Origin of the sequence: Terrabacter sp. GCM10028922 (assembly GCF_042666095.1) — a bacterium.
Classification (GTDB): domain Bacteria; phylum Actinomycetota; class Actinomycetes; order Actinomycetales; family Dermatophilaceae; genus Terrabacter.
Map to the genome: position 1 here is coordinate 342,210 of NZ_JBHTFG010000002.1, position 13,214 is coordinate 355,423.

The window sequence follows — 13,214 nt, forward strand, 5'->3', positions numbered from 1 at the left end:
GATAGCCTTCGGCGCATGGCCGATCGCACCGAGTCCTCCATCGTCATCGACGCTCCTCCGGGCGAGGTGCTCGACGTCATCGCGGACTTCGACGCGTACCCCGAGTGGGCCGGTGAGGTCAAGGACGTCGCGGTGCTCGCCGAGGAGGGGGACGGCTGGGCCGACCAGGTCCAGTTCACTCTCGATGCCGGCGCCATCAAGGACACCTACGTCCTCGACTACGAGTGGGACGTCGTCGAGGACGGCACGGGCGTCGTTTCGTGGTCGCTCGTCTCGGCCCAGGTGCTCAAGGCGATGAACGGCTCCTACACGCTCGCGAGCGAGGGTGGGGGCACGAAGGTGACCTACCGGCTCGCCGTCGACGTCAAGATCCCCATGATCGGGCTGCTCAAGCGCAAGGCGGAGAAGGTCATCGTCGACACCGCGCTCAAGGAGCTGAAGAAGCGCGTCGAGGCCTGAGCGACGGTGACGCCGATCGACGGAACTGGCTCCTCGGGAGCCGAGCAGGCCGGCAGCTCCACGACGTCCGGCTCCGCCGGTGCGCCCGGTGTGCGCAGCGTCGCCGAGGAAGCCGCCCTGCTGGTCGACCTGCTCTCCCAGCGCGGCTGGTCCGGCACCTCGGGTATGCCGTCCGGCGGGGCGCGCTCGACGGGTGACGCGCCCCGGGCCGACGCCGACGCGCCGGCAGGGTCCGGAGAGCCGGAAGAACAAGGAGAGGGCGAGCGCAGACCGCACGGTTCCGGGCGTGAGTGCACCTGCGGTGGGACGACGCCGGCGGCGTGTCGGGTGTGCCCCGTGTGCCAGCTCATCGCGTTCGTCCAGCAGGTCAACCCGGACACCATCGACAAGGTTGCCGACGTCGTCGGGTTCGCAGCGACCGCGCTGCGCGACCTCGCGACCGCGCAGCGGGAGCGTCACGCCGGCCGGGGCGACGCTGCGCCCCCGCCGCCCCCGCCGCCCCCGCCGCCCCCGCCGGCGAGCGACGACCCCGAACGGACCCGACACGGAGAACGCGCATGAGCAGACGACTCGCCATCGGCATCGACATCGGAGGAACGAAGGTCGCCGGCGGCGTGGTGGACGAGTCGGGCATCATCACGCACCGCACCCGACGCGACACGCCGCACCGTTCGACGTCTCCCGCCGTCGTCGAGAACACCATCGTCGAGTCCGTGGAGGAGCTGCTCCGCCACGTCGACCGTGAGGACGTCGTGGCGGTCGGCATCGGGGCCGCGGGCTTCGTGGCCGAGGACCGCGCGACGGTCGTCTTCGCGCCGCATCTGTCCTGGCGCAACGAGCCGCTGCGTGACGCTCTCGCGCAGCGCATCGACCTGCCGATCACCGTCGACAACGACGCCAACGCCGCCGCGTGGGCCGAGGCCAGCTTCGGTGCAGCGAAGGGCGAGTCGCACGTCGTCGTCATCACCCTCGGCACCGGTATCGGCGGGGCGCTCATCATCGACGGCATGGTGCAGCGCGGTCGGCACGGCATCGCGGGCGAGTTCGGCCACATGCAGATCATGCCGGGCGGGGTGCGCTGCGAGTGCGGCAACCGTGGCTGCTGGGAGCAGTACGCGAGTGGCAACGCGCTCGTGCGGGAGGCGCGCGCGATGATCGAGGCCGGGTCGCCGGTTGTCGCCGACCTGCTCGCTCGCCTCGGTGGCGACGCCGCGGCCCTCACGGGTCCGTTCATCACCGAGTCCGCGCGCGACGGCGACCCCACGGCCCGCGAGCTGCTCGCCGACATCGGCAAGTGGCTCGGCATCGGTCTCGCCAACCTCGCGTCGGCGTTCGACCCCGGCCTGTTCGTCATCGGCGGCGGTGTGAGCGCTGCCGACGAGATGCTCATCGGCCCGGCTCGCGAGGCGTTCCGCCGCCAGCTCCCCGGGCGCGGGTACCGCCCGGAGGCACGCATCGTCCGCGCCGTGCTGGGCAGCGACGCGGGGCTCATCGGGGCTGCCGAGCTGGCCCGGGTGGGCCGCTGACTCGTGCCCGACGTCGGTCGTGCGGCTCGACCCGGGCACGTGCTGCGGGTCATGACCTACAACGTGCACGACCTGCGCGACGACCGCGCGGCCGCGGCGCGGGTCGTGCGCGCGGTTCGGCCCGACGTCCTCTGCCTCCAGGAGGTGCCCCGCCGCCTCACGACCGAGGTGCGGCTGCTGGCGTTCGCGCGACGGTGCGGCCTGCTCTGGAGCGGCGGCCGGCTGGGCACGGGCGGCACGGCCGTGCTGACCGGACCGCGTGTCGAGGTGCTCGGGAGGCACCGCGGCCGGTTGCCCGTCCGCTTCCCCGACCGGTCGAGGGGTTATGCCGCCGCGACCGTCCGGCTGGTCGGCGAGGGTCGCCCCCGTGACCCGGTCACCGTCGTCAGCGTGCACCTCGGTCTGCGGGCCGATGAGCGCGTGCGCCACGCGCTGATGGTCCTCGGACGTCTCGGCGCGAGTGCGGGCGCTCAGGATCGCGTCGTCGTCGCAGGCGACCTCAACGAGGGTGCCGACGGGCAGGCTCACGCAGTCGTCGGCACCCGCTTCCGGCTCGTGTCGGGCGGCGTGGCGACCTACCCGGCGCACCGGCCCACTGCTGCCCTCGACGTGGTCTTCGCGGCGCCGACGCTGCCGGTCCTGGCCGTGGGCTCGAGGACGACGGCGGACGCCGTGACGGAGCGTGACCTGGCCGCGGGCTCTGACCACCGCCCCGTCTGGGTCGACCTCGCTCTCGCCGCGTCGAGCCCGACCCGCTAGACCCGGGTGCCGTCGTCGAACGGGTCGCGCTCGGTGCCGCCGCGCAGCACGAGCAGCACGAACCCGACGACGATCATCGTCAGGGCGGTGACGACCCACCAGCCGCTGCCGTCACGGTCGAAGAAGAGAATGTAGAGCAGCAGGAGCGGACCCCCGACCAGCCCACCCACGATCGCCCAGAACATCGGGTCGGTCTCGGCCGAGGGAAGGTCGATCTCCGACGGCGGCACGAAGTGGTCGCTGTCGGGCTCGACGGCATCGAGGATCTCGTCGGCGTCGTCGCGCTGGGGGGTGCCCCCTCGCCAGGCGTGCGACGTCGTCGGCGCGATCGGGAGCTCGAGCACATCGGATGCGCCGGGTTGCACGGGCGGCGCCGCCGGGTCGGCAGTGCGGTCCGTCGGGCGCTCGACCGCGCGTTCGACGGTGTCCGCGGGGTCTCCCGCGGGGTGTGCCGCGAGATCCGGTGAGACGGTGTCGGTCCCGTCGTCGCTGTCGGTCCTGTCGTCATCGACACCATCGGCGGTGAGATCGGGGGCGAGGTCGTCGGTGAGGTCGGGGACGTGCTCGGAGGTGTGGTCGGAGGAACCGTCGCGTGGCTGCGGCTCGGGAGCCTCGTCGTTCCAGCCGGCGATGATCCGCTCGAACTCCGCGTCGAGGTCGCGCTCGCTCACGAGGTCACCCCGCACGCCCGCCGGGGGGACGCGCCGGAGGCAGCTGCGGCGTCGGAGAGGACCGTCACGTTGGGCTCCTGGCGGTGAAGCGGCTGGACCAACTGATCCTCGCATGCGGCGCCGCGTGCGCGCGAGTGTCGTAGAGTTCGAGCCGTCACCGTTGGAAGGCGGACACGGTTGTTCTACTGGTTCCTCAAGACGATCGTCATCGGGCCGATCATCAAGCTCCTCTTCCGTCCGTGGGTGGAAGGGGAGGACAACATCCCCGCAGAGGGAGCCGCGATCTTCGCGAGCAACCACCTGTCCTTCTCCGACTCGATCTTCCTGCCGCTCGTCGTGTCGCGCCGTGTCACCTTCCTGGCCAAGAGCGACTACTTCACCGGCCGCGGCATCAAGGGCCGGCTCACCGCCGCGTTCTTCAAGGGCGTCGGGCAGCTCCCCGTCGACCGCTCAGGGGGCAAGGCGAGCAACGCGGCGCTGAGCTCGGGTCTGCGGGTGCTGCGTCGCGGCGAGCTGCTCGGCATCTACCCCGAGGGCACCCGTTCGCCCGACGGTCGCCTCTACCGCGGTCGCACCGGCGTCGCGCGGATGGCGCTCGAGGGCAAGGTCAGCGTCATCCCGGTCGCCATGATCGGCACCGACAAGGCGCAGCCGACCGGCAAGGTCATCCCGCGCATCATGCGCGTCGGCGTGCGCGTCGGCAAGCCGCTCGACTTCTCCCGCTACGAGGGCATGGAGGACGACCGCTTCGTCCTGCGCTCGATCACGGACGAGATCATGTACGAGCTCATGCTGCTGTCGGGCCAGGAGTACGTCGACATGTACGCCACGTCGATGAAGGACCGTCTCGTCCAGGCTGCCCGTGCCAAGGCCCGGGAGCTGCAGGAGGCCGCCAAACCCGGCAGCGCCGCGCCCGAGCTCGAGGAGGCGCTCGACGCCGCCGAGGGCAAGCAGCGTCTGGCCGACGCGACTCTCGACGCCACGACGGACAGCACCGCCTCCCGGGCCGAGTCCGACGACGACGCCCGCGACGACGAAGGCGACGGTCCTGTCGTGGCGGCGTCCTGACGCCATGAGCTCCCCGCGCCACGGCGCCGACCCGGACCGCCTCGGCGGCTCCGATGCGGTGGCCGCTCCCCAGCGGCGCCGTGTGGGCACGGATGTCGGCGCGACCGTCGTGGAGGCCTCGACCACGCCCGTCCTCGACGAGCACGCCATCGTCCGGGCGCTCTGGCGCGGCATCGACGTCTTCCGCTGGCTCGCTCTGGTGTATGCCGCGTGGTCGGTGTGGCAGCGCCACGGGCAGATCGCGCACCTCGTCGGCGCGGTCGCGGTCCTCGGCGTGCTGACGGGCTGGACGACCGTGCAGACCCTTCGGCCGATGCGCACGGTCCGGGCCTATACCGTCGAGCTCGCGCTCGGGTGCTCCGCCATCCTCGCGACGCGTCTCGTCGACCACCCTGACGTCATCACGGCCGGCGCGAAGACGATCCCGTCGATCTGGCCGACCGCCGCCGTCGTGGGCTTCGCGGTCCTGCGCGGCTGGCGCGGCGGCCTGGCAGCGGCCTCGCTCGTCGCTGCGTCCTCCTTCGTCGAGGTCGTCGAACCGACGGCCAACACCGTCTCGAACTCGATCTTCGGACTGCTGATCGGCGGCTGCATCGGCTACTGCGTCGATCTCGCCCGCTCGAGCCACTCGGCGCTCGCCGAGGCCATGAGGCTCGACGCCGCCCGCGCCGAGCGCGACCGCCTGGCGAGGACCGTCCACGACGGCGTGCTCCAGACGCTCTCGTTCATCAACCGGCGGGCCTCCGACCTCGGGGGCGAGGCCGCGCGTCTCGGCGCGATGGCGGGGGAGCAGGAGCGGATCCTGCGCACGCTCGTCAGCCAGACCGACCTGGCCGAGGTGAGCCGAGCCGTCAGCGGCGACGCCGACCTGCGCGGACTGCTGCGCCACGTCGAGGGCGAGGACGTCCAGCTGGTGTCGCCCGCCGACCCGGTCGTGCTCCCGCGGCGCGTGGCGGACGAGGTGGTCGCCGCGGTCGAGGCCGCGCTCGACAACGTACGCCAGCACGCCGGCGAGGACGCCCGGGCCTGGGTGCTCCTCGACGACGACGGCGACGAGATCGCCGTGACGATCCGCGACTCGGGCCGCGGCCTCGCGGCGGGACGACTCGAGGAGGCGGTCGGACAGGGCCGGCTCGGCGTCTCGTCCAGCATCCGCGGTCGGGCCGCCGACCTCGGGGGCACGGCCACCATCACCTCCGGCGCAAACGGCGGCACGACGGTCGAGCTGCGCATTCCCAATCGGCGGACAGCACGGTGAGGAACCGCCACCATGGTGGCCAACCGGACATCCCGACCCATCGACGAGGAGCATCGTGACGGAGCAGGACGACGCAGCGTCCCAGGACGAGGGAGCGACGAACGAGCACATCCGGGTGGTCGTGGCCGACGACCACCCGATGTGGCGTGATGCCGTCGCCCGTGACCTCGCCGACGCCGGCTTCGAGGTGCTCGCCACCGCGGACGACGGACGGTCCGCCGTCGCCCGCACCCGAGCGACGGTGCCGGACGTGCTCGTCCTCGACCTCAACCTTCCCGGCCTGACCGGTGCCCAGGTGTGTGCTGCCCTCGCGGCCGCGCAGGTGCCGACACGAATCCTCATCCTCTCCGCGAGCGGCGACCACCAGGACGTCCTCGACGCGGTCAAGGCGGGCGCTCTCGGCTATCTCGTCAAGTCGGCCGGCCGCGAGGAGTTCCTCGCGGCCGTGCGTGCGACGGCAGCGGGCGAGCCGGTCTTCACAGCGGGGCTCGCCGGTCTCGTGCTCGGGGAGTTCCGCCGGGCCAAGGCAGCCGGGGGCGGCACGGCCGAGCGGCCCATCCCCGAGCTGACCGACCGCGAGACCGAGATCCTCAAGTACGTCGCGACGGGCATGGGCTACAAGGAGATCGCGGCCACCCTGTTCCTGTCGCACCGCACGGTCCAGAACCACGTGCAGAACATCTTCGGCAAGCTCCAGATGCACAACCGCGTCGAGCTCGTCCGCTTCGCGATGGAGCGCGGACTCGACCTGGCCGACCCGGGCACCTGACCCCAGACGCGAACGGGTGAAACTGCCCACTCGACCGTCGAGTGGGCACTTTGCATCGGCCGCCACCGGACGGCATGCGCCGGTGGGGCGTGACCGAGGTTTCGGGATGCGGACCCGTGCAGGGAGCCTGCGGAACGGCGACTACGCTGTCGGAGTGAACATGAGGACCGTCACCGCCGATGTCGGCCTGGAGCCAGTCGATGGCTCCGAGGCCCTCGCCGCCCTCACGGCGGCAGCCACCGAGCTCGAGGCCCAGCAGCAGCCCAGCTGGCCCGACACGGCCGCGCTCGCCGAGGTGATCGAGACCCTCGCGTCGTATCCCCCTCTCGTCTTCGCCGGCGAGTGCGACATCCTCACCGACCGGATGGCCAAGGCCGCCGTCGGGGAGGCCTTCGTCCTGCAGGGCGGCGACTGCGCCGAGACGTTCGCGTCGGCGACCGCCGACAACATCCGTGACCGGATCAAGACGATCCTGCAGATGGCCGCCGTGCTCACGTACGGCGCGTCGGTGCCCGTCATCAAGATCGGGCGCATGGCGGGGCAGTACGCCAAGCCGCGCAGCTCGACCGTCGAGACCCGCGAGGGCGTCACGTTGCCGGCGTTCCGCGGCGACATGGTCAACGACTTCGCGTTCCACGAGGCCGCCCGCATCCCCGACCCGCAGCGGCTCGTCCGCGCCTACCACGCGAGCTCGGCGACGCTGAACCTCGTACGCGCGTTCACGACAGGCGGGTTCGCCGACCTGCGCCACGTCCACGACTGGAACCGGGGCTTCGTCGCCAACGCCGCAAACCAGCGCTACGAGAAGATCGCCCGCGACATCGACAAGGCCATGCGCTTCATGGCCGCCTGTGGCGCCGACTTCGACGCGATGCGCACGGTCGAGTTCTACGCCGCGCACGAGGCGCTGCTGCTCGACTACGAGCGTCCGCTCACGCGCATCGACTCACGGTCGGGCCGGCTCTACGACACGTCGGGACACTTCGTGTGGGTCGGCGAGCGCACCCGGCAGCTCGACGGCGCGCACGTCGACTTCGTGTCGCGCATCAGCAACCCCATCGGCGTCAAGCTGGGGCCCAAGGCCGACATCGACGAGGTGCTGCGCCTCATCGACAAGGTCGACCCCAACCGCACCCCGGGCCGTCTCACCTTCATCACGCGCATGGGGGCGGGCACGATCCGCGCCGCGCTGCCGGCACTCGTCGACAAGGTGACGGCATCGGGCGCGACCGTGACGTGGATCTGCGACCCGATGCACGGCAACACGTTCGAGAGCCCGTCCGGCTACAAGACGCGCGACTTCGAGGACATCGTCGAGGAGGTCCGCGGGTTCTTCGAGGTGCACCAGTCGCTCGGCACGGTGCCCGGCGGCATCCACGTCGAGCTCACGGGCAACGACGTCACGGAGTGCCTCGGCGGCGCGGAGAAGATCATCGACTCCGACCTCGAGAAGCGCTACGAGTCGCTCTGCGACCCGCGCCTGAACCACCAGCAGTCACTCGAGCTCGCGTTCCTCGTCGCCGAGATGCTCGGCCAGGCGTGACGCCCGGGTGACAGCGACCGCGGCGGGCGTGTTCAAGGCGGACCTGCTCAGCGACACCCTGACCAAGCCCAGCCAGGCCATGCGCGCCGCCATGGCGGGCGCCGAGGTCGGTGACGACGTCTTCGGCGAGGACCCGACCCTGCGGGCCCTCGAGGAGCGCGTCGCCGACCTGCTCGGGCAGGAGGCGGCCCTCTTCACGCCGTCCGGCTCGATGGCCAACCAGCTCGGTGTGCGGCTGCACGTGCGCCACGGCGAGGAGCTCATCGGCGACTCGCTGGCCCACGTCGTGCGCGCCGAGCTCGGTGCGGCTGCGGTGCTGTCCGGCATCTCGTCGCGCACGTGGGTCTCGGAGCGGGGCCGCTTCCGCGCCGACGACGCAGCGTCCCTCATGATCACGGGCGTGGGGCCGTACCAGGTGTGCACGGCCCTCGTCATCGTGGAGAACACCCACAACTTCGGTGGCGGCACGGTCCAGTCGATCGACGAGATCCGCCGGGCCCGCGAGATCACGCGCGAGCGCGGCGTCGCGATGCACCTCGACGGCGCCCGGCTCTTCAACGCCCACGTCGCCTCCGGCGTGCCGCTCTCGGACTACGGCCACGAGTTCGACACCGTGTCGGTGTGCCTGAGCAAGGGCCTGGGTGCCCCCGTCGGCAGCGTCCTGGCCGGCTCGGCCGCCGCGATGGCTGAGTCGCGCATCTGGCGCAAGCGCTTCGGTGGAGGCATGCGGCAGGCCGGGATCCTCGCTGCCGCAGGCCTTTACGCCCTCGACCACAACATCGACCGTCTCGTCGACGACCACGCCCGGGCACGTCGTGCGGCCGAGGCGATGGCCGAGGCCGCGCCGGGCTCGGTCGACCTCGCGACGGTCGAGACGAACATCGTCATCGTCGACGTAGCCGCAGCCGGATGGACGTCGGCGGCCTTCGTCGAGGCGGCCCTCACCGCCGGCGTGCGCACGTATGCCGTGGGGCCGGGTGCCGTGCGTCTGGTCTGGCACCTCGACGTCGACGACGCCGCGACCGACGTCGCGATCGACGTCCTCACCGCCCTGCTGCGGTCGGCACCCGAGGCCTGACCGCCTCAGACCTCGTGGTGGAGGACCTCGGCCGGGAGCTCACCCGGGCGTCGCCGCGCCAGGAGCTCTACGGCATACATCGCGGTCAGCACGAGGGCTCCGCCGGCGACCATCCGCAGCGTCGCCGCCTCGTCGCCGAGCGTCACCGCGAACAAGGCCGCGAAGACCGGCTCGAGCGTCATGACGATCGCGGCGCGGGTCGCGGGCATGTGCGCCTGCGCCCACGTCTGGACCCAGAGCGCGAGGATGCTCGCGAAGACCACCATGTAGAGCACCGATGCCCAGTGGGTCGCCGTGCGCGGCAGCACGATGCCGCCGGGCAGCGCCCCCACCACGCACAGCACAGCGATGACGACCATCTGCACGACTGACAGCCCGGTCGCGATCTCCGACGCGCTGTAGCGACCGAGGCCGACGATGTGGAGCGCGTAGAGGGCGGCTGCGAGCAGGGTGAGCGCCTCGCCGACGCCGACCGAGAAGCCGTTGAGCGACAGGAGTGCGAGTCCAGCGGTCGCGAGTCCGACTGCCGCCCACGTCGATCCGGCAACCCGCTCACGGAGGAGCAGTGCCGTGAACACAGGCGTCAGGACGACGTACGTGCCGGTGATGAACCCTGACACCGAGGCGGGGGTCGTGGCCAGACCTTGGGTCTGGAAGATCTGCGCGAGCCCGTAGAGAGCCCCGAGGCCGACGCCGACCAGCATCTGACGACGGCTCAGCGCCCGCACCGGACGCCAGAAGACGACGAGCATGATGACGGCTGACAGGGTGAAGCGGACCGCGAGGAAGTCGACCGGGGGGACGGTCTCGACGAGGTCGCGGATCAGGAAGAACGTCGAGCCCCACACGGCGGTCAGGGCGACGAGCAGCAGCGTGGCCAGGCGCATGCGCGCCGCTGGGGTCATCGCTGCTCAGACGATCGTGAGGACGATCGTGCTGCCCTTGGGCAAGGCGGTGCCGGGCGCCAGGTCCTGACCGTTGGTGTCCTTCACCTGCCGGATCTTCCTCTCGAACAGATCGCCGAAGGGATACTGCTTCTCGACCTTGAAACCGAGGTCTGTGAGCGCCTTCTCACCAGCGCTGTCAGGCTGATCCAGGACATTCGGCAGCGGGACCATGACCGGGCCCTTGGACACGACGAGGGTCACGGCGTCGCCCCGGTGCAGGGTGCCCTTGTCGGGCTTCTGCGACACGACGCTGCCAGCCGGGACGGTGTCGCTGTTGACGTCCTCGCCGCGCTCGACCGTGAGCCCGGTCTTCGTGACCGCGGCCGACGCAGCGTCGAACGGCGCGCCGGTGACCTTCGGCACCTCGATCGGCTCACGTCCCTTGGACACCACCACCGAGACGGTGGTGTTGCGGCGCACCGACTCGCCCGCAGGCGGGTCCTGAGAGATGACGACGCCCTCGTCCACCGTCTCGCTCCACTCCTTGGTGGTGTCGCCGAGCCGGAGCGTCAGCGGTGCCAGCGCCGACCCGGCCCTGCCGAGCTTCGAGCCGACGAGGTTCGGCACGGCATACCGTTCCTTGCCCTTGGAGACGACGAGCCGAACGGTCGACTGCTTGCCGAGCTCGCTGCCGGGGGCGGGCTCGACGCGGAGCACCGTGCCCTCTGCTCTGGTCTCGGAGAACTCCTGGGTCGTGTCGCTCTTCAGGGACGCCTGCTGGAGCGCATCCCGCGCCTGCGACACCTGCTGGCCGACGACGGCGGGGACGACAGTCGAGCCACCGGGACCGACGGTGAACCACCAGCCCCCGGCGCCTCCGCCGACGACGAGCAGGGCGGCGGCGAGCCACAGCGGCCACCGTCGCGCGGTGCGCTGCTGGCGCCGGTCGATCGGCATGGCGGTCGTGCGTTCGATGGTGGGTCCGTCGTCGTGGACCGGGAGTCCGATCGACACGTCGTCGCGGGCGGTTGGTGTGTACGCGCTCGTGCGTGCGACGGGTGCCTGTGCCGAGGTCGCCCGCGGGTCGGGCGGCGCGGCGTCGCCACGCCGGTCGAGCTCGCCCGCCGTCAGGCCGCGGCGCAGCGTCCGCAGCGCGGCCACGAACTCCGTCGCCGAGTCGAAGCGGTCGTCGGGCTCGACCGCGGTGGCGCGGGCGACGAGGTCGTCGAGAGCGGCGGGCACCGCGGTCACCACCGTCGACGGTCTCGGGATCGAGCCATGGACGTGGTTGTACGCGATCTGGATCGGGGTGCCGCCGGTGACGGCCTTGCGCCCGGTGAGCATCTCGAACAGGAGCAGGCCTGCTGCATACACGTCGCTGCGCGGGTCGGCGACGCCCCGCTCGACCTGCTCGGGGGAGAGGTAGGAGACGGTGCCGAGGAGCACGCCCGTCTGGCTCGTCGCGGTCTGGTTCGTGATCGCCCGGGCGAGCCCGAAGTCGGCGACCTTGACCTCGCCGTCGTGGCGCACGATGACGTTCTCCGGCTTGACGTCACGGTGGATCATGCCTGCGAGGTGGGCCGCACGCAGTGCGAGCAGGATGGGCTCGAGGATGGCCAGCGCCTCACGGGCGGTGAGCGGCGCCTCCTCGTGGATGACGTCCCGCAGCGTCTTGCCCTCGACGAGCTCCATCGCGAGGAAGACCTCGCCGTCGTCCTCTCCCTGGTCGAACACGGCCACGACGTTCGGGTGGCTGAGCCGCGCCGCGGAGCGGGCCTCCGCGCGGAACCGGTCGACGAAGACGTCGTCGGCCGCGAGGCCCGGGCGCATGATCTTGAGGGCCACCTCGCGGTCGAGGCGTCCGTCCAGCGCCACGTAGACAGAGGCCATGCCTCCGTCTGCGAGGTGGGAGAGGATGCGGTACCGACCGTCGATCACGCGACCGACGAGGGCGTCCGCCACGCTGGACGTCACGGAGGAAAGTTTACGGGCAGATCAGGCCCATCCCGTGCAGGCCAGCCGCGGACGGGCGGTTCGGTGACGAGTCGACGAAGGCGCGCTGCCCGCCCCGTGGGCACGCTCCGTCGAGGCCACCGAGCGCCCGTCCGCGTCCTGTCCCCACGCCCTCGGGGGGCCGGGGCCGCCCCCTCAGAGGCGGTCGTAGACCGCCTGGACATTGGCCACGTAGCGCTTCGTGTCCTCGTACAGGCCCTTCGTGCGCACCGAGTAGAGGCCCTGGTAGTAGGCGGCGATGGCCTGCTCGCGCGACTCTGCGCTCGCCTGCAGGGCCCGGAGGATGAGCACGCCGGAGGTGATGTTGTCCTGGGTGTCGTAGCGGTCGAGCGAGCGGCCTGCGAGCTCCGAGGCCCACGTCTGCGAGATCGGCATGATCTGCATGACGCCGACGGCGTTCGTGTACGAGACGGCTCGCTGGTACCAGCCCGACTCGAGCCAGCCGATCGCGAGCGCCAGCTTGGGGTCGACGCCGTGTCGCGTCGCGGTCGAACGGATCATGGCGGCGGTCCCGCTGCGGCTCGGCACGTCCATCTCGGCCAGCCTGGCCTTGCTCTCGGCCACGGCCTGCGCCGTCTTGTTGGGGTACTCGTAGCCGGACGGGGGAGTGGCGTTCGGGGCCGGCGTCGACGGCTTGGGCGCGGAGGCCGTGCCCGGGACGATGATCTTCTGGCCGACGAAGATGAGGGCGGCGTTGCGCAGCCTGTTCGCGGCCAGCAGCTTGGTGAGCGAGACGCCGTAGCGCTGCGCGATGCCGCTCATCGTCTCTCCAGCGCGCACGACGTGCACCGTGTCGTCGGTCGAGGACTTCGCCGGGCTGCTGGGTGCCGGTCTGCCGGGCGTGCCCGGCTTGGGCGCGGTCGACGCGCGGCCGGGGACGAGGAGCTTCTGCCCCGCGTGGATCAGGGCGCCACCACGGCTGAGCCGGTTCTTCTCCACCAGCGCCTGGACCGTCGTGTGGTTGGCGATGGCGAGGTGCCAGAGGGTGTCGCCCGGGCGGACCGTGACCGTCTTCCACGGAGTCGTGGCCACGGGGGCCACGGCGGCGTGGGCGGGCAGCGCGAGGGCGGCGACGTCGGCGAGGGGCATGGGATGGAGTCCTTTCCTGGAGCCCGGGTGCTGGGTTCGTGAGCGTGGAGGGCGCGTTCGGAAGGGGTTCGGTCGAGTGGGGAGGGAGCGCTCA

At 71.6% G+C, this 13,214-nt stretch carries 13 protein-coding genes; 9 read left to right on the forward strand and 4 right to left on the reverse strand.

All coding sequences use genetic code 11. The features are described 5' to 3' along the window. Positions 1-15 precede the first annotated feature (15 nt). From ACFQU3_RS03025 to ACFQU3_RS03040, 4 genes are read left to right on the forward strand one after another with little or no spacing between them, the layout of a single operon-like run. Complete coding sequence (locus tag ACFQU3_RS03025) at positions 16-459, forward strand: SRPBCC family protein (protein ID WP_385906261.1); 444 nt, start codon at positions 16-18, stop codon at positions 457-459. Positions 460-465: 6 nt separating this feature from the next. After that, positions 466-1,020 carry a hypothetical protein gene (locus ACFQU3_RS03030; protein WP_385906264.1) on the forward strand — a complete coding sequence of 185 codons (555 nt, stop codon included), beginning with the start codon at positions 466-468 and terminating at the stop codon, positions 1,018-1,020. After that, complete coding sequence (locus tag ACFQU3_RS03035; RefSeq protein ID WP_385906267.1) at positions 1,017-1,985, forward strand: ROK family glucokinase; 969 nt, start codon at positions 1,017-1,019, stop codon at positions 1,983-1,985. The genes ACFQU3_RS03030 and ACFQU3_RS03035 overlap by 4 nt, the downstream gene beginning before the upstream one ends. Positions 1,986-2,036: 51 nt before the next feature. Then, positions 2,037-2,744 (forward strand): endonuclease/exonuclease/phosphatase family protein, encoded by a 708-nt coding sequence (locus ACFQU3_RS03040; RefSeq protein ID WP_385906270.1) that lies wholly within the window; start codon positions 2,037-2,039, stop codon positions 2,742-2,744. Here the strand turns inward: ACFQU3_RS03040 and ACFQU3_RS03045 are convergent. Continuing rightward, entirely contained in the window at positions 2,741-3,415 is a 675-nt protein-coding gene (locus ACFQU3_RS03045; RefSeq protein ID WP_385906273.1) for a hypothetical protein, read from the reverse strand. The genes ACFQU3_RS03040 and ACFQU3_RS03045 overlap by 4 nt on opposite strands. 177 nt (positions 3,416-3,592) lie before the next feature. On the opposite strand from ACFQU3_RS03045, the gene ACFQU3_RS03050 reads away from it, so the two are divergent. The 5 genes from ACFQU3_RS03050 to ACFQU3_RS03070 all read left to right on the forward strand — a co-directional run bounded on the left by ACFQU3_RS03050 (position 3,593) and on the right by ACFQU3_RS03070 (position 9,131). Then, on the forward strand, positions 3,593-4,483 hold the full coding sequence (locus tag ACFQU3_RS03050; RefSeq protein WP_385906276.1) for a 1-acyl-sn-glycerol-3-phosphate acyltransferase: 891 nt from the start codon (positions 3,593-3,595) through the stop codon (positions 4,481-4,483). A gap of 4 nt (positions 4,484-4,487) precedes the next feature. Then, positions 4,488-5,741 carry a MacS family sensor histidine kinase gene (gene macS / locus ACFQU3_RS03055; protein WP_385906279.1) on the forward strand — a complete coding sequence of 418 codons (1,254 nt, stop codon included), beginning with the start codon at positions 4,488-4,490 and terminating at the stop codon, positions 5,739-5,741. A 55-nt stretch (positions 5,742-5,796) separates the two neighbouring features. Then, positions 5,797-6,510: a response regulator gene (locus ACFQU3_RS03060; protein ID WP_385906282.1), complete on the forward strand. Its 714-nt coding sequence runs from the start codon at positions 5,797-5,799 to the stop codon at positions 6,508-6,510. A gap of 160 nt (positions 6,511-6,670) precedes the next feature. After that, positions 6,671-8,053, forward strand: coding sequence for a class II 3-deoxy-7-phosphoheptulonate synthase (locus ACFQU3_RS03065; RefSeq protein ID WP_385906609.1), 1,383 nt, complete (start codon positions 6,671-6,673; stop codon positions 8,051-8,053). Positions 8,054-8,060: 7 nt separating this feature from the next. Continuing rightward, the gene (locus ACFQU3_RS03070) at positions 8,061-9,131 is read left to right on the forward strand and encodes a threonine aldolase family protein (protein WP_385906285.1); all 1,071 of its coding nucleotides are present in this window, start codon (positions 8,061-8,063) and stop codon (positions 9,129-9,131) included. Positions 9,132-9,136: 5 nt separating this feature from the next. On the opposite strand, the gene ACFQU3_RS03075 is transcribed toward ACFQU3_RS03070, so the two are convergent. The 3 genes from ACFQU3_RS03075 to ACFQU3_RS03085 all read right to left on the reverse strand — a co-directional run bounded on the left by ACFQU3_RS03075 (position 9,137) and on the right by ACFQU3_RS03085 (position 13,120). Continuing rightward, on the reverse strand, positions 9,137-10,036 hold the full coding sequence (locus ACFQU3_RS03075) for a DMT family transporter (RefSeq protein WP_385906288.1): 900 nt from the start codon (positions 10,034-10,036) through the stop codon (positions 9,137-9,139). Between the two features lie 6 nt (positions 10,037-10,042). After that, positions 10,043-11,992: a Stk1 family PASTA domain-containing Ser/Thr kinase gene (gene pknB / locus ACFQU3_RS03080; protein WP_385906291.1), complete on the reverse strand. Its 1,950-nt coding sequence runs from the start codon at positions 11,990-11,992 to the stop codon at positions 10,043-10,045. A 174-nt stretch (positions 11,993-12,166) separates the two neighbouring features. After that, on the reverse strand, positions 12,167-13,120 hold the full coding sequence (locus ACFQU3_RS03085) for a LysM peptidoglycan-binding domain-containing protein (RefSeq protein WP_385906294.1): 954 nt from the start codon (positions 13,118-13,120) through the stop codon (positions 12,167-12,169). Positions 13,121-13,214 lie beyond the last annotated feature (94 nt).